At 56.6% G+C, this 15,515-nt stretch carries 14 protein-coding genes and 2 tRNA genes; 12 read left to right on the top strand and 4 right to left on the bottom strand.

The window, feature by feature from the left end:
- The 3 genes from WMO23_RS08810 (at nucleotide 1) to pta (ending at nucleotide 1,579) form a co-directional block, all read left to right on the top strand.
- Nucleotides 1-76 (top strand) — tRNA-Glu (locus WMO23_RS08810).
- 7 nt (nucleotides 77-83) lie between these two features.
- Nucleotides 84-159, top strand: a tRNA-Val gene (locus tag WMO23_RS08805).
- A gap of 385 nt (nucleotides 160-544) precedes the next feature.
- Complete coding sequence (gene pta / locus WMO23_RS08800) at nucleotides 545-1,579, top strand: phosphate acetyltransferase (protein WP_020309844.1); 1,035 nt, start codon at nucleotides 545-547, stop codon at nucleotides 1,577-1,579.
- Nucleotides 1,580-1,786: 207 nt separating this feature from the next.
- Here the strand turns inward: pta and WMO23_RS08795 are convergent, their stop codons facing one another.
- Complete coding sequence (locus tag WMO23_RS08795) at nucleotides 1,787-2,215, bottom strand: hypothetical protein (RefSeq protein WP_020309843.1); 429 nt, start codon at nucleotides 2,213-2,215, stop codon at nucleotides 1,787-1,789.
- A 220-nt stretch (nucleotides 2,216-2,435) separates the two neighbouring features.
- Between WMO23_RS08795 and WMO23_RS08790 the strand changes: the two genes are divergently transcribed.
- Nucleotides 2,436-3,824 carry an NAD(P)/FAD-dependent oxidoreductase gene (locus tag WMO23_RS08790; RefSeq protein WP_020309842.1) on the top strand — a complete coding sequence of 463 codons (1,389 nt, stop codon included), beginning with the start codon at nucleotides 2,436-2,438 and terminating at the stop codon, nucleotides 3,822-3,824.
- Nucleotides 3,825-3,830: 6 nt separating this feature from the next.
- On the opposite strand, the gene WMO23_RS08785 is transcribed toward WMO23_RS08790, so the two are convergent.
- The 3 genes from WMO23_RS08785 to WMO23_RS08775 all read right to left on the bottom strand — a co-directional run bounded on the left by WMO23_RS08785 (nucleotide 3,831) and on the right by WMO23_RS08775 (nucleotide 6,979).
- Entirely contained in the window at nucleotides 3,831-4,529 is a 699-nt protein-coding gene (locus tag WMO23_RS08785) for a winged helix-turn-helix domain-containing protein (protein ID WP_020309841.1), read from the bottom strand.
- Nucleotides 4,507-6,006: a sensor histidine kinase gene (locus WMO23_RS08780; RefSeq protein WP_292106363.1), complete on the bottom strand. Its 1,500-nt coding sequence runs from the start codon at nucleotides 6,004-6,006 to the stop codon at nucleotides 4,507-4,509. Before WMO23_RS08780 ends, WMO23_RS08785 begins: the two co-directional genes overlap by 23 nt.
- Nucleotides 6,007-6,235: 229 nt before the next feature.
- Nucleotides 6,236-6,979, bottom strand: a complete 744-nt coding sequence (locus WMO23_RS08775) for a hypothetical protein (protein WP_349173808.1) — start codon at nucleotides 6,977-6,979, stop codon at nucleotides 6,236-6,238.
- Nucleotides 6,980-7,238: 259 nt separating this feature from the next.
- On the opposite strand from WMO23_RS08775, the gene selD reads away from it, so the two are divergent.
- The 8 genes from selD (at nucleotide 7,239) to selA (ending at nucleotide 15,306) form a co-directional block, all read left to right on the top strand.
- Nucleotides 7,239-8,276: a selenide, water dikinase SelD gene (gene selD / locus WMO23_RS08770; protein ID WP_349173806.1), complete on the top strand. Its 1,038-nt coding sequence runs from the start codon at nucleotides 7,239-7,241 to the stop codon at nucleotides 8,274-8,276.
- A 100-nt stretch (nucleotides 8,277-8,376) separates the two neighbouring features.
- Entirely contained in the window at nucleotides 8,377-9,669 is a 1,293-nt protein-coding gene (gene purB / locus WMO23_RS08765) for an adenylosuccinate lyase (RefSeq protein WP_020309837.1), read from the top strand.
- A 196-nt stretch (nucleotides 9,670-9,865) separates the two neighbouring features.
- Nucleotides 9,866-11,008, top strand: coding sequence for an aminotransferase class V-fold PLP-dependent enzyme (locus tag WMO23_RS08760; RefSeq protein WP_349173804.1), 1,143 nt, complete (start codon nucleotides 9,866-9,868; stop codon nucleotides 11,006-11,008).
- A gap of 104 nt (nucleotides 11,009-11,112) precedes the next feature.
- Nucleotides 11,113-11,433, top strand: coding sequence for a thioredoxin (gene trxA, locus WMO23_RS08755; RefSeq protein ID WP_020309836.1), 321 nt, complete (start codon nucleotides 11,113-11,115; stop codon nucleotides 11,431-11,433).
- Nucleotides 11,434-11,459: 26 nt separating this feature from the next.
- Entirely contained in the window at nucleotides 11,460-11,717 is a 258-nt protein-coding gene (locus WMO23_RS08750) for a TIGR03905 family TSCPD domain-containing protein (protein ID WP_020309835.1), read from the top strand.
- Nucleotides 11,717-11,989 carry a putative Se/S carrier protein gene (locus WMO23_RS08745; RefSeq protein ID WP_020724137.1) on the top strand — a complete coding sequence of 91 codons (273 nt, stop codon included), beginning with the start codon at nucleotides 11,717-11,719 and terminating at the stop codon, nucleotides 11,987-11,989. Before WMO23_RS08750 ends, WMO23_RS08745 begins: the two co-directional genes overlap by 1 nt.
- A gap of 4 nt (nucleotides 11,990-11,993) precedes the next feature.
- Nucleotides 11,994-13,916 carry a selenocysteine-specific translation elongation factor gene (gene selB / locus WMO23_RS08740; RefSeq protein ID WP_020724138.1) on the top strand — a complete coding sequence of 641 codons (1,923 nt, stop codon included), beginning with the start codon at nucleotides 11,994-11,996 and terminating at the stop codon, nucleotides 13,914-13,916.
- Nucleotides 13,909-15,306: an L-seryl-tRNA(Sec) selenium transferase gene (selA, locus tag WMO23_RS08735; protein ID WP_302681489.1), complete on the top strand. Its 1,398-nt coding sequence runs from the start codon at nucleotides 13,909-13,911 to the stop codon at nucleotides 15,304-15,306. Before selB ends, selA begins: the two co-directional genes overlap by 8 nt.
- The last annotated feature ends 209 nt before the right edge of the window (nucleotides 15,307-15,515 follow it).

Raw genomic sequence — 15,515 nt, 5'->3', positions numbered from 1 at the left:
GGCCCCTTGGTCAAGCGGTCTAAGACATCGCCCTTTCACGGCGAGAACATGGGTTCAAATCCCGTAGGGGTCACCACAATCATGGGCGATTAGCTCAGCTGGGAGAGCGCCTGCCTTACAAGCAGGATGTCAGCAGTTCGATCCTGTTATCGCCCACCAGGAAAAAAAGACCTGTCACTTTGTGACAGGTCTTTTTGCGTTGTTAGTGGCTAGTGGCTAATGGCTCCCCTGTGAAGGGGAGCTGGCGCCGCAGGCGTCTGAGGGGTTCTACCCATGACGAGTGATTTGCCGCCACGGTCCGCGGCCTGCGGCGGGACGCTCAAAGGGCGTCCCCTGCAATGAACGATATAAAATACGTATCACATTGGCCTTTGGATTGCGCAATCGGCATAGTCTATTTCTTCTGCTCATTTTATATATGCGTAATAATATGTTTGATTCCTATAAATTTTGTATTATAATGGATGGTAGCGATGGGATATTTTCTTTAGCATAAGGACATATTCCTACTAATTTCTAAGAACTTACAAGGAGTGGTACCCAAATGAGATTTACAGAAGATTTGAAAGCCCGCGTTTCCAAAGCACAGAAAAAAATCGTCCTTCCGGAAACGAACAGCCGTCGTGTATTGAAAGCTGCTGAACGCGTTTTGGCTGATGGTTTTGCTAAAATCGTTCTCGTAGGTAAACTGGAACAGATCAAAAAAGATGCTGCTAAATTCCAGATCGATCTCACCGGTGTCGAAGTCGTCGACCCTGAAACTTACTATCGTATGGACGAACTTTGCGCTTACTTCGCAAAACGTCGTGAAAAGAAAGGCATGACCCTGGAAAAAGCTCGTGAAATCATGCTCAACAACTACACCTTCTTCGCAGCTGGCCTCGTTGCTCTCGGTGAAGCTGACGGCTGCGTATCCGGTGCTGCTACGACTTCTGCTGAAGTTATCCGCGCAGGCCTTCAGGTCATCGGCCCCCGTCCTGGCAACAAGACCGTATCTTCCGCTTTCATTCTCTTGACCAATACTCCGCAGTATGGCGATAACGGTATCCTCGTACTCGGTGACTGCGGCGTTATCCCCAACCCGACGTCGGAACAGCTCGCTGATATCGCTTGCATCTGCGTAGAACGCGCCCGCCGCACGGTCCAGATCCTCAATCCGAAAGTCGCTTTCCTTTCCTACTCCACCAAAGGTTCTGGCGCTGGCGAATCCGTCGACAACGTACGCCATGCTGTTGAAATCCTGAAAGAACGCAACGTCGACTTCGACTTCGACGGCGAACTCCAGGCTGACGCTGCTCTCGTACCGGAAGTTGGCGAACACAAAGCACCGGGCTCCAAAGTTGCCGGCCACGCTAACGTCCTCATCTTCCCGAACCTCGATGCTGCTAACATCGGCTACAAGATGGTTCAGCGTTTCGCTAACGCAACGGCTCTTGGCCCCTTGGTCCAGGGCTTGGATAAACCTATCCTCGACTTGTCCCGTGGCTGCTCGTCTGAAGACGTTGCTGACGTCGTTGCTGTATGCTGCTCCGATGCCATCACAGCTGACCTCTACAAAAAAGAACGTGCTCAGCAGTAATTTCGTAGTTCGTTCGTAGTTCATCGTGATAGCTTGATATTTTTCATCCTATGCAATCAACGATGAACGACCTACCGTATATATTCCAGAGCGGGCGCCCCACGTGGTCGCCCCTACAACTCAAAAGGGGTTTGTCATTGGCTAACCGCTAACCCCTAACTGCTAGCCACTTAAAAAGGGACCGTCGCACATGCGACAGTCCCTTTTTTACTTATACCGGATGCGGCGGTTGCCGACGACCATAGTCGGGCTCAGGGTGCGGTAGACCATGTACGTGAAGAACATGAAGCCGAAGAGGAAGACCAGGGCATATTCATCCGTCAGAGGGGCATCTTTGGTGAAATACCAGGCACAGGCCAGGGTCAGGATGAGGCTGGCGTACATGGAAATGGTGACACACCACGTCCGCTGGCCACGGTCGCGCATCTTGTAGAAGTCATGGAATTTGACGTACATGGCGACAGTCCAGGCGACGAGGACGACGGCCAGTACGATGGGGACAGCCACGGGAAGGGGAAGGTATAAGGATACGAGAAAGAGGACCATGAGGGCAAAAGTGCTGAGGAAAATCCCTTCCTGGCGTTTTAAATCCCGGCTGGAGTCATCAGGGACAGCCGGGCGGTTACGACGAGACATAAGTCATCATCCTTTCTATAGCGTTTTACCTCATTATAGCATAGGTTGACTTTCTTTTCACAATATGATAGCGTGAGGGGGTAAGGGCCGCTTTGCAGAGCGGCCCGCAGACCGCAGTTCGCAGGCCGTAGGGGCGACCACGAGCCACGAGCCACTTTAGAGCGCTTGCCACGTGTGAGCTCCTGTTCGCAAAGGGTCTGCCTGGAAAGGATGTGTGATTATGCATGCAGTAAAGACATATGATGTCATTATCATCGGGGCCGGTCCGGCCGGTATTTTTACGGCACTGGAACTGGCCGATAAAGGATTTAAGATCCTCATGGTCGAAAAGGGACAGGATATACGGGAGCGCATTGCGACGAGCCTGAACAAGAAGGCCCTGCCCAAGGATAAGATGCGCAATGTCGTCTGTGGCTGGGGCGGCGCCGGTGCCTTCAGTGACGGCAAACTGACGCTGACGACGGAATACGGCGGCAATCTCGACGACTATATGTCCAAGGCCGACCTCATGGACAAGATACGTTACGTCGACGACGTCTACTGCCGCTTTGGCGGTGCCGGCCGCAAGGTCTATGGCGATGAGAACAAGGAATGTATCCGCGATATCAAGCGCAAAGCGGCTGCTGCTGACCTGCGCTTCATCCCGGCCCGCATCCGCCATCTGGGGACCGATGTCAATGCCCAGATCCTGACCAATATGCGCGATTTCCTGGAAGGGAAAGTCGATATCATGGCCGATACGGCAGTCGATCACATCGTCGAAGAAAAAGGGGAAATCAAAGGCGTCCTCATCGGCGGCCAGTTCTATGCCTGCCGCTATCTGGTCAGTGCTCCCGGCCGGGAAGGGTCGGAATGGTTCGTCCACGAAGTCGAAAAGATGGGCCTCAAGCTGACGTCTAACGCCGTCGATATCGGCGTCCGCGTGGAAATGCCGGCAGAAGTTCTGGAAACGATTACCGACGTCGTCTATGAATCGAAGCTCATTTATTTCAGCAAATCCTTTGACGACCGGATCCGCACGTTCTGTATGAACCCTTATGGTTTCGTCGTCGAAGAGAATAACGACGGCCTGCTCACGGTCAACGGCCACAGTTATGCTCACAAGAAGAGCGAAAACACGAATTTCGCCATCCTCGTATCCAAGAAATTCACGGAACCTTTCCATGAACCGATCAAATACGGGAAATACATTGCCAACCTGGCCAATATCCTCGGCGGCGGCGTCATCGTCCAGCGCCTGGGAGACTTCCTCGACGGGCGGCGGTCGACGCCGGAACGCATCCAGCGGGGCCTGGTCCGGCCGACCATGCCCAATGCGACGCCAGGGGACTTATCGCTGGTCCTGCCGTACCGTCATATGCAGGATATCAAGGAAATGCTGGAAGCCCTCGATGCCGTAGCACCTGGTGCCAACTCGCGCCATACCCTGTTGTACGGCGTGGAAGCCAAGTTCTACTCGAACCGGCTGGAATTGAGCCATGTCCTGGAAACGAAGATTCCCAACTTCTTTGCCATCGGCGATGGCGCCGGCATCACCCGCGGCCTGGTACAGGCTTCGGCAGCCGGCGTGACAGTCGGTCAGGAAATCCTGCGGCGGGAAGAAAAGTAAATAGCGTCATTCTTTGAACCGGTATCCGGCACCCCAGACCGTCTCGATGTAGATGGGCTTGGCCGGGTCCGGTTCTATTTTTTCGCGGATGCGGTTGATGTGGACCATGACTGTCGCCGTGTCGCCTTCGGCGTCGAGACCCCAGACGCGCTCGAAGAGTCGGTCCCGGCTGAAGACCAGGCCGGGATGCTTGGCCAGGAAGACGAGGAGCTCGAACTCGCGGTTGGTCAGGGCGATTTCTTTTCCTTTGACGTAGACCCGGTGCTTATCGACGTAAATTTCCAGGTCGCCGCTGCGGATGACTTCGCCATCCGCCGCTTTCTGCTGGGCCTTGCCCATGAGCCGTTCATAGCGTGTGATGTGAGCCTTGACGCGGGCTACGAGCTCTGTCGGGCTGAAGGGTTTGATGATGTAGTCGTCGGCGCCGAGGCCCAGGCCGCGTATCTTGTCCATGTCTTCCCGCTTTGCCGATACCATCAGGATGGGTACTTCCTTTTCCTCGCGGATGCGGCGGCAGATGTGGAAGCCGTCGGTCCCGGGCAGCATGATGTCCAGCAGGATGAGGTCGAAATCTTCCTGCAGGGCCCGTTCCAGGCCTTTCGTCCCATCCGTTTCGATGACGCTCTCAATGGCACTGGCTTCGAGAAAATCCCGTTCCAGTTCGGCAATTTCTAAGTTATCTTCAATGATCAGAATCCGTTTCATGATATTCCTCCTCTATCCGCGGTAAGGTGATGACGACGGTCAGGCCGCCGCCGGGTGTTGCTTCTGCATGGATTTGGCCGTGCAGGGTCGTAATGATCTGTTTGGCAATGGCCAGGCCCAGGCCGCTGCCCTTTTGGACATCCGTCCGGGCGGCATCGGTCCGGTAAAAACTGTCGAATAAGCGGGGCAGGTCTGCCGCCGGGACACCTGGCCCGTGGTCGGCTGCGGTCAGGACGACGGCCTGCGGCGTTTCGGCGAGGTGCAGGTCCATGGTGACTGTAGGGCCTTCTTTATATTTCAGGGCATTTTCCAATAGGTTGTCGATGACCCGCTGGAACTGCATCCTGTCGATAGCTGTCCAGGCCGGACCGGCTGGCGGCGAATAGTGCAGGATGAGGCCCCGCTCGGCCAGGCGTTCCGTGTTTTCGGCGGCGAAATCAGCGAAATAATCGCGCAGCGATACCCGTTCCATCATAAAGGATACTTGGCCCAAGTCGAGTTTGGAAAAGAGGAACAGCCTGTCGACGAGTTTTTCCAGGGTGCAGGCGTTCTGGTAGATGAGCTCGACGTAATGATGGCGCTTTTCAGCGGTCTTGGCGATGCCGACCAGGATGCCGCTGGCATAGCCTTTGAGCAGGGTCAGGGGCGTTGACAAATCATGGGAGATGCCGGCGATGAGCTCTTTGCGGTTCTGCTCATACTTTTCCTGGGCCAGGCGGGCTGAGCGCAGCTGGCGGCGCATGTGGTCGAAGGCTTCACAGGTCCGGCCGAGTTCATCGCGCGACGACAGGCGGAGCTCGTAGTCGAGATTGCCTTTCTCGATTTCAGCTGCCGCTGTCCGAAGCGCTGCCAGCGGCGTCAGTATCTGGCGGGACAGGACGCGGGACAGGATGAAGCCGCAGGCGATGATGATGGCGCTGGCCGTGCCGACGATGAACAGGAGAAGCATTTGCATGACGCCCTTGGCCATGCCTTCGCGGATGCCGCTTTTAGCAATGAACGGCGTATTGCCGGCAGCGATGACCGTCGTCCCGCTGTGGGGGGACGTGTAGCGGAAAAAGAAACCGTCGCCGTCCCAGGTCATGACCGTCTGCTGGCCATGGGCTTTTTTCAGGACCCTGTCGGCCAGACCATAAAAGTCGATGCCCGGCGTGATATAGGCGACCTGGTCGTTGCGGACGATGGCCGTGGCAATGCCCAGGTCTTCCAGGACCCGGCAGTCTTCGCGCATATCCTTGACCTTTAACGGCCCAGGCCGTTCGGCCTTGACGCGAAGGGAACTAACCGTATACTGGATGGACAGGGCCGGCCCCTTTTCCGGCCATAACGTCGTCAAATCATTGTGAGGCGATGAAAAGCGGAGTCCTGAGATGAGTAGGAATCCCAGGGCCGTCAAAATAGCGATGGGAACAAAGACCATGGTAAAATTAGTGATGAGCAGGCGGTGTCGCAGTGAAATATCACGTATATGCAGCATAAACAGGCCATCCTTTCGTAGTGATAGTTTCATTATAGAGTGATTCGTGGCTCGTGGCTAGTGATTCGTAGGGGGATGTCGCACGAAGGTTTCTGCCATCATGCGCGGCTCCTTTTTCTCTATAGTTTGTAGCATGGAGTTTGTAGTTTGTAGAAAACTAAAAACTACAAACTACAAACTTAAAACTACAAAAGAGGCTGTCTTCATGGACAGCCTCTTTTGTATCAAGCTAATCTTCAATTTCTGTATGGATGACGGTGCCGTTAGTGGCGTCTACGAGGACGTCGTAGCGGACGGATCCGGATGTGACGCGGACTTTATACATGGGGTGGAAGGCGCGTTGCGGCATAGCTCCCTGCGGCGGCTGGCCTTTCATATCCGGCTGGCCCGGTTGTCCAGAAGCAGTCATCTGCGGCTGGCCCTGGGGCGGTGTCATGGGGGCGGATTGGTTGCCGGCCTGGCCGTCGGGAGCGGCTTTGGCCGTAGCACCGGCAGCGGCATCGGCCTTTTCTTCACCAGGACGGCCAGGTTTCATGCCTTCTGGTCCGCGCTGGTCGCCTCTTTCATCGCCTTTGCGGTCTCTGTCCTTCGCTTTTTCTTTGTGGTCGCCTTTGCGGTCATCCTTGCGGCCGTCTTTCGGACCGTGCTTGGCGCTGCTCATATCGAAGAGGGCGATTTCTTTGAAATCCAATTCACTTTCGTCCTTGCCGATGGCCTGGGCGGCAGCGGCGCAGGCCTGGTCTTCACTGATGAGGGAGATGTTGTGCTGGTCGGCCTGGGCCTTGGTCATCTGGGCCATGGCGTCGACCCGTTCGGCGTGACGGGCCAGATGCTGCTGGTGCAGATAGTAGTGGCCGCCGGCCGTGGCTACGACGCAGACGACGCAGAAGGCAGCAGCGATTTTTGCATTGCGGGCCGTGCAGACTTTATTTTTAATCGAAACGAGTGTATCTTGCCATTTTTCCTGGGTCATGATGAATTCCTCCTGTCTTCAATCACTTATTCTTGACTACGAGGACAGTATAACGGATAAATCTAAAATCGAGCTAAACCAGGCCGTAAGAATTACATAAATATAGTATAATGAGTTTGTAGCCTATAGTTTGTAGCAGATGGTTTTAAATTTTTAGCCATCACTGAAAACTAAAAACTGCAAACTCAAAGCTAACAATAAGGCCGTCTTTGTACGATGACCTTATTCTGAATACTGTAACATCAAGGAGGTATCTACCATGAACGATGAACGTTTGAAATTGACTCAAATGGCGTCCTGCTCCGGTTGAGGCGCTAAGTTAGGGCCAGGGACACTGGCTCAATTGTTGGACGGGCTTCCAACACATAAAGATGACCGCCTCCTCGTTGGCTATGATAAGAGCGACGACGCGTCGGTCTATCAGGTGAGCGACGATCTGGCTGTCGTCCAAACGGTCGATTTCTTCCCGCCTATCGTCGACGATCCTTATTTATTCGGTCAAATTGCGGCGGCCAACGCCCTGAGCGACGTCTATGCCATGGGAGCCGAAGCCAAACTGGCCATGAACGTCATGTGCGTCAACCTGTCCATGGGCCGCGAAGCCGTCCGGGCTATCCTTGAAGGGGGCTACCAGAAGGCCTATGAAGGCGGTGTCATCATCACCGGCGGCCATACTATCGAAGACAAGGAACCGAAATACGGCTTGTCCGTCACGGGTTTCGTCCATCCACAGAAACTGTTGCGCAACTCGTCGGCCCGGCCTGGCGATGTCCTCATCCTGACCAAGCCCTTAGGCGTGGGCATCCTCATGACGGCAGCCCAGGGCGATTTCGTGGCCAAGCCGCTCCTGCAGCAGCTCTACGACCAGATGGCCCAGCTCAATAAAGGGGCCCGCGACATCATGGTCGGCTACGAAGTCCACAGCTGTACCGACGTTACGGGCTTCGGCCTGCTCGGCCATGCCTGTGAAATGGCCGACGGCAGTGGAACGACGATTCATTTTCAGAGTGACGCCATTCCCTACAATAAACAGGCATTGGACATGGCAGCCATGGGGCTGATCCCGGCTGGAGCCTACCGCAACCGCGACTTTGCTGCGGGACGCGTCAAGGCGGACGGCGCTGATAAGCGCTTCATGGACATCCTCTACGATCCCCAGACTTCGGGCGGACTGCTCATCGCTGTCGCCGAAAAGGACGCACCGGCCCTGGAAAAAGCCTTGAAAAACTCGATTCCCTGTGCGGCCGTCGTCGGCTATGTGACCGAGCGGGACAAATGGTCCATCGTAATCGAATAAAACTTGTAAAAACGGCTACCTTCAGCCCCATAGATAGTGTATAATAAAGTTGGTGAGTTTTTTTACCGTACTCATGTCAACTACAAAGGAGAGATCAACTGTGATTGAACGCTATACGAAACCGGAAATGGGTCATATTTGGACAGAATACAATGAATGGGATACGATGAAACAGGTCGAAATCCTGGCTAGTGAAGCACAGGCCGAACTGGGCAACATCCCGAAAGAAGCGGCTAAGGAAATTCGCGAAAAAGCTGCTTTTTCTGTCGACCGCATCCATGAAATCGAAGCGGAAACACACCATGACATTGCGGCTTTCGTCTCGACGCTTTCGGAAAATATCGGCGAAGCCGGTAAATATGTACACCTCGGCCTGACCTCGACAGACGTCAAAGACACGGCTCTGGGCTACATGCTCAAACAGGCTTCGGACATCCTCATCAAGGACCTGGAAAACTTCCACGCCGTATTGCGCCGCCGCGCCGTTGAATTCAAATATACTCCGTGCATCGGCCGTACCCACGGCATCCATGCCGAAGCGACGACGTTCGGCCTCAAGCTGTGCAACTGGATGGCTGAAATCGAACGCGACATCGACCGCATGAAACACGCCAAGGAAACGATTTCCGTCGGCAAGATCTCCGGTGCTGTCGGTACCTATGCCGACATTGATCCCTTTGTTGAAAAATATGTCTGCGAACACCTCGGCATCGCTGCTTCGCCGATTTCGTCGCAGACCTTGCAGCGCGACCGCCATGCTGAATACGTAACGACCCTGGCTGTCATTGCCAGCTCCATCGACAAGATGGCTACGGAAATCCGTCACCTCCAGCGCACGGAAGTCCGCGAAGCCGAAGAATACTTCAGCCCCAAACAGAAAGGCTCTTCCATCATGCCTCACAAACGCAATCCTATCACTTGTGAACGCATGTGCGGCTTGGCCCGCGTCATCCGCGGCAATGCCCAGGCTGCTTTGGAAGACGTCGCCCTCTGGCACGAACGCGACATTTCCCATTCGTCTGTCGAACGCGTCATCCTGCCAGACAGCACTATCGCTCTGGACTACATGCTCCAGACTTTCACCCGCGTCATCGACAAGCTCCTGGTCTATCCGGACAAGATGATGAAGGACCTCAACCTCACTGGCGGCCTCATCTACAGCCCGATCATCCTCAACACGCTCGTTGAAAAAGGCGCTGTCCGCGAACAGGCATACCGCTGGGTTCAGCGCAATGCCATGAAACGCTGGCTCGAAGGGGAAGACTTCCTGGAAAACCTGAAAAAAGACGAAGACGTCACGAAATACATGACAGCCGAAGAAATCGAAGGCTGCTTCGACGTCAAGAAGATGCTCAGCCACGTCGACACCATCTTCGCACGTTTCGGAATTTAAAAATAGTTTGTAGGGGCTCGCACGTGGCGAGCCCGCCCCGAGGATATGTAAAAAAGGGTTTGTCGTCGTGCGGCAAGCCCTTTTTTGCTGTCTCGAAAATCTGCATCCACGAAAGCCTCTCCTAACAGGAGAGCCGGGCCGCCCTTTGGGCGGCCCCTACGAACCACGAGCCACGAATCTCCCAGGAGGTGATTTTATGTATTATTTCGATAATGCGGCGACGACGGCGCAGAAGCCCGAGGCCGTCGCCCGGGCCGTTTACAATGTCCTGTCATCGGGAACCGTGGGCAACCCGTCCCGCGGGGCCCATGGCTACGCCCTGAAGGCCTATGGTATCGTCTTGCAGGCCAAGGACGATGTAAAGGCCTTGTTCCACTGCGGCCCGGAATATGATGTCGCCTTTACGCATAACTCGACGGCAGCCCTGAACATGGTCCTCAAAGGGCTCATCCATCCCGGCGACGGCGTTTTGACGACGTCGTGGGAACACAATGCCGTCCTGCGGCCGCTTTACCAGTTGGAAGCCCAAGGCGTATCCCTGGCTTTCATCGCCAGCGACAGTCCCGGCGGCGCCTTGCAGTATGACACCCTGGAAGAACGGCTGACACCGCGGACGAAATGGTTCGTCTGCAACCACGCGTCGAACGTGACCGGCAATGTTTTGGACCTGCCCCGCATCAAGGCCTTCTGCCAGCGTCACCATCTGGGGCTCATCGTCGATGTATCCCAGACAGCCGGCGCCATCGACGTCGACTTATCCGATGGCATCGTCACGGCAGTCTGCTTTACGGGCCATAAGTCGCTTTACGGGCCAGGCGGGACGGGCGGCATCGTCATCCGCCGCGATGCTCTCGTGACGCCGTACATCACCGGCGGCGACGGCGTCCATTCCTTCGAGCGGGAGCAGCCGTCGGCTGTCCCCGGTGTCTTTGAAGCGGGTACGGCCAACGTAGCGGGCATTGCCGGCCTCGACGCCGGGATAAAGCAGCTCCTGGATGGTGGCGTCGCCGCTGCGGCTGCTCATCAGGAAGCACTGGCCCGGATTTTCGTACCCGCCGTCCAGGCTATCCCGGGTATCCGCCTGTATGGCGACTTTTCCGGACCCCGCGTCGGCGTCTACAGCCTCAATATCGGCGATGCAGAATCGGCCGTCGTCAGCGACATCCTTTGGCAGACATACCAGATGGCGACGCGCCCGGCCTATCACTGTGCGCCCCTCATCCATCAGGCCCTGGGGACGGCCGTCCAGGGAGCGGTACGCTTTTCTTTTTCCCAGTTCACGACGGCTGACGACGTCCGGGCCGCTGTCCGGGCCTTGCGGGCCATTGCGGCGATGTAATATTTTCTGGCAATCCATCAGGAAAACTTGACTGCTTTGGTATAGTAATATATAATAGATATAGTTATAAAAGACAAATAGTCAAAAGAAAGGTGGAATCTCTCATGGAATATAAATTCACAGCCGATAATTTTCAGCAGGAAGTATTGAACAGCAGCCAGCCGGTCATGGTCGACTTTTTCGCTAACTGGTGCGGCCCGTGCCAGATGATGGGACCGGTCATCGCCAATCTGGCCGAAGAATATGCCGGCAAGATTAAGATCGGCAAGATCAATGTCGACGAAAATCCGGGCGTAGCCCAGGCCTATGAAGTCGCCACGATCCCGAACCTGGTCTTCTTCAAAGACGGGAAAGTGGTCAACCGCGTCATCGGTGTCGTCCCGGACAATGTATTGAAAGAAAAATTAGACGCTTTGCTCAAATAAGCAGCTGGCGCCGGAGGAGGATTTTCATGAAAAATTATTCCTATATGACCCAGGGGACTTGTGCCCGTCAGATTACCTTCAGCCTAGAAGACGGCAAACTGCATGACGTCCATTTCGTAGGCGGCTGTCCCGGCAATACCCTGGCTCTCAGCAAGTTGTTGGAAGATACCGATGCCGCCCGGGCCGTAAAGCTCCTGAAAGGGAATCCCTGCGGTGACCGCGGTACCTCCTGTGCCGATCAACTGGCCATCGCCGTCGAACAGGCCTTGAAACAAGGCGCCTGATGGCGGAGTCAGTCTATGGCGTCGCCCTGGTGCCGTCGACACGGCAGGCTATGGAAGGCGAAAAGCTGGCCAAGGCAGCCGGCCTGGCCGTGCGCATCATTCCGACGCCGGGAAAGCTCGACGCGTCGTGCGGCTTTTCCCTGCGCTATGAACTGGTTGATGAAGCGGCCCTGACAGCTCTCCTCGATGAGGAGGGGCTGGCATGGGTCGCTTTATATCATGCCTGCCGTCAGGGCCTGACCGTCACGTACACTAAAATCAGAGAAGGGTGATATTATGGCCAGACATATCGTCATCGGGACGGCCGGCCATGTCGATCATGGCAAGACGACGCTGGTCCGGGCCTTGACCGGGATCGATATGGATACGACAGCGGAAGAAAAGAAACGGGGATTGACCATCAACCTGGGCTTTGCCTGGCTCGACCTGCCTGACGGTACGCGGGCCGGCATCGTCGATGTACCGGGGCATGAAAAGTTCATCAAGAATATGGTCGCCGGCCTGCCGGGCCTCAATCTGGTCCTGCTCGTCGTCGATGCCAACGAAGGGGTCATGCCGCAGACGAAAGAACATCTCGACATCTTGACCCTTCTTGGCGTACATAAATTCATCATCGTCGTCACCAAGGCCGACACCGTCGACGACATGCTGCTCAGCCTGACCCTGCAGGACATCCGCCAGAATCTGGCCGATACGGCAGCCGAAGGGGCCCCGGTCGTCGTCACCGATGCCGTCAGCGGCCGCGGCCTGACGGAACTGGTCGATGAAATCCAGGCCATGGCAGCGACGCTGCCCATGGAAAGCGCTCAGGGGATGGGCCGTCTCAACGTCGACCGGTCGTTCTCCATCAAGGGATTCGGGACTATCGTCACGGGGACCCTCATCGACGGCCCCATGATGAATGGCCGCGAAGTCTGGCTTTATCCCGGCGGCCGGCGCCTGCGCATCCGCAATATGCAGGTCCACGAGCAGGATGTCCTGCGGGCCGACCCGCCGCAGCGGACGGCATTGAACCTGGCAGGCATTTCCTGTGGCGCCATCCATCGCGGTGACGTCCTCTGTACGGCGCCGGATTTTACAGCGACGCGGATGATCGATGTCAAAGTGACCTGCCTGGCTGACGCGCAGCCCCTTTTTCTATGGCAGCGCATGCGCCTCCTCGTCGGGACGCGGGAAGTCATGGCCCGCATCGTACCCTTGGGAGCCGAACAGATTGCGCCGGGGACGGAGGGCTTTTTGCAGCTGCGCCTGGAGCAGGATGAAATCTATGTCAAGGCTGGGGACCGTTTCATCCTGCGGACCTTTTCGCCCATGCATACCGTAGCCGGCGGGGAAATCCTCGACGCCCATCCGCAGAAACACCGCCGCTTCAAAGACGACGTCGTGACCAGCCTGGAAGCCCGCGATGCCGGTCTGACGGACGACGTCGTCGCCGGCTTCCTGCGCCTGCGCCAGGTCCCCTTTACCCAGGCTGACGTCATTGCCGGGGCGACGGACCTGCCCCTGGATAAGGTAGAGCTGGCCCTGGACCATTTGCGGCAAAATGGGATTGTCCGCCGGACCCGTCAGGGCTACATCCACGGTGACGTCTATAAGACCTGGCAGGCCAAGGCCCTGCAAGTCCTCCTGGCCTATCATAGAGAGAAACCGCTGCAGCCTGGGATTCCCCAGCCGGCCTTCCGGAGCCGCCTGCATCTCGATGAAAATGACGGGACGGCCCTATTGCGCCTGCTGACGGCTGGCGGCATCTGCCGCCTGTCCCGCCAGTGCGTAGCGGCGAAACAATTCCGTATCACCTTTTCTCCGTCTCAGCGGAAATTGCAGTCGGCTATTGAAAAGAAGCTGGACCACAGTGGCTATGTGCCCGTCCCGGTCCGCGACGTCCGGGCTTTGGGCCGGGAAGCCCAGGCCGTCGCCGATGCCCTCAACGGCAAGAGCCTCGTCTTCTTATCGCCTGATTTCATCTTGTCGAAGCGCTACATGATGAAAGCCGCTGAAGCGGCCTGCCGGTATCTGCAATCAGGCTGTCCGCTGACACTCGGCGATTTTCGCGATGTCCTGGGAGTCAGCCGCCAGCAGGCCCTGCTCATCCTGGAATATATGGACCGCTGTGGCATTACCCGCCGCGTTGCCGACGGGCGCCTGGCCGGACCGGCAGCCCGGAAATATGAAATAAAAGGGGAGAATGACCATGGATGAAGAACGACAGCAGCTGCTCCGTCAGCTGCCCGATGTAGACCATTTACTGCAACGGCCGGTACTGCTGACCTGGCAGGAGAGGAAATCGCGCCAGGCTGTCCGCGATGCCGTCCGGAACGTATTGGATGAACGGCGTCAGGCCATCTTGGCCGGCCAGTGGGACCAGCCTTTTTCCGGCGATGACTTTGACCGGGCCGTCGTCTCCCGCCTGCAGGCAGAAGAAACGGGCCATCTGCGCCGGGTCATCAACGCCACCGGGACGGTCCTGCATACGAATCTGGGCCGGGCTGTTTTCAGTCCGGACCTGGCCCGTCACATTGCCAATCTGGTCTGCCATTACAGCAATTTAGAATACGACCTGGCTTCCGGCAAGCGGGGATCGCGCTATGACCATGTCCGGGAACTTCTCTGTGAGCTGACCGGTGCCGAAGATGCCATCGTCGTCAATAACAATGCCGCTGCCGTCCTCTTGACCCTGTCCAGCATGGCCGCCGGCCGGGAAGTCGTCGTGTCGCGGGGGGAACTCGTCGAAATCGGCGGCTCCTTCCGGATTCCCGACGTCATCGAACAGAGCGGCGGCCGTATCTGCGAAGTCGGTACGACCAACAAGACTCATTTGTCCGACTACGAACGGGCCATCGGCGAAGATACGGCGGCCCTCATGAAGGTCCACACCAGTAATTACCGCATCATCGGTTTTACCGAGAGTGTCTCCGCTTCGGACCTGGCCCGCCTGGCCCATGACCACGGACTGCCCTGCATCAACGATGTCGGCAGCGGCCTGTTCGTCGATTTGGCCGCATGGGGACTGCCTCATGAACCGACGGTCCGCGAAGTGTTGGACGCTGGCTGCGATGTCGTGACTTTCAGCGGCGACAAGCTCCTGGGCGGCCCTCAGGCGGGTATCATCGTCGGTAAAGCCGCCTATCTGGATGCCATGAAACACCATCCCCTGCTGCGGGCCCTGCGCGTCGATAAGATGACCCTGGCCGGTTTGCAAGGGACTTTGCAGACCTATCGCGACGGTACGGCCGTTTGCCAGATCCCGACGCTGTACTGCCTGGCCCAGACGAAGAAAGAGACGCGGGAACGGGCGGAACGGCTGTTGCAGGCCCTGCATACAGATGACCTGCCGGCCTGCGTTTCCCTGCGCCGTGTAGACGATTGTGTCGGCGGCGGCGCCTGCCCCGATGCCGTCCTGCCGGGCTGGGCCCTGGCCATTGATCCCTATGACCTGTCGGCGGAAAAACTGGAACAGCGCCTGCGCCAGGCCGACATCCCCATCATCGCCCGCGTCCAGCACTGCGCCGTCGTCCTGTCCCTGCGCACCATCGGCGACGACGAATTCCCGGACGTCGCCCGCATCGTGCGGGAAGCGTTGGGCGTTTGAGCGTCGCGTGGAGGTTTCTGCCATCATGTATGAGCGGGCCGTTCTTTATAGTTTGTAGTACGGAGTTTGTAGTTTGTAGAAGAGGGTTTTGAATTAAAAAAACTTCACTACAAACTGCAAACTTAATACTCAAAAAGGGGCTGTCGCATTAAGCCATTTCGGCTTTGTGCGACAGCTCTCTTTTTTTATTCTATTTCATCGTTCTATTC

This window comes from Megasphaera intestinihominis, from assembly GCF_040096415.1.
In the GTDB taxonomy this organism is placed as follows: domain Bacteria; phylum Bacillota; class Negativicutes; order Veillonellales; family Megasphaeraceae; genus Megasphaera; species Megasphaera intestinihominis.
Note: the sequence above shows the minus strand (reverse complement) of the source record. Positions and strands in the feature narration are given on the sequence as shown.

Coding starts and splice junctions, on each gene's coding strand:
- selA (WP_302681489.1), top strand. CDS start 13,909: ATGGATGAAGAACGACAGCAGCTGCTCCGTCAGCTGCCCGATGTAGAC.
- WMO23_RS08780 (WP_292106363.1), bottom strand. CDS start 6,006: ATGCTGCATATACGTGATATTTCACTGCGACACCGCCTGCTCATCACT.
- WMO23_RS08785 (WP_020309841.1), bottom strand. CDS start 4,529: ATGAAACGGATTCTGATCATTGAAGATAACTTAGAAATTGCCGAACTG.
- WMO23_RS08750 (WP_020309835.1), top strand. CDS start 11,460: ATGAAAAATTATTCCTATATGACCCAGGGGACTTGTGCCCGTCAGATT.
- WMO23_RS08795 (WP_020309843.1), bottom strand. CDS start 2,215: ATGTCTCGTCGTAACCGCCCGGCTGTCCCTGATGACTCCAGCCGGGAT.
- WMO23_RS08745 (WP_020724137.1), top strand. CDS start 11,717: ATGGCGGAGTCAGTCTATGGCGTCGCCCTGGTGCCGTCGACACGGCAG.
- WMO23_RS08760 (WP_349173804.1), top strand. CDS start 9,866: ATGTATTATTTCGATAATGCGGCGACGACGGCGCAGAAGCCCGAGGCC.
- trxA (WP_020309836.1), top strand. CDS start 11,113: ATGGAATATAAATTCACAGCCGATAATTTTCAGCAGGAAGTATTGAAC.
- WMO23_RS08775 (WP_349173808.1), bottom strand. CDS start 6,979: ATGACCCAGGAAAAATGGCAAGATACACTCGTTTCGATTAAAAATAAA.
- selB (WP_020724138.1), top strand. CDS start 11,994: ATGGCCAGACATATCGTCATCGGGACGGCCGGCCATGTCGATCATGGC.
- WMO23_RS08790 (WP_020309842.1), top strand. CDS start 2,436: ATGCATGCAGTAAAGACATATGATGTCATTATCATCGGGGCCGGTCCG.
- pta (WP_020309844.1), top strand. CDS start 545: ATGAGATTTACAGAAGATTTGAAAGCCCGCGTTTCCAAAGCACAGAAA.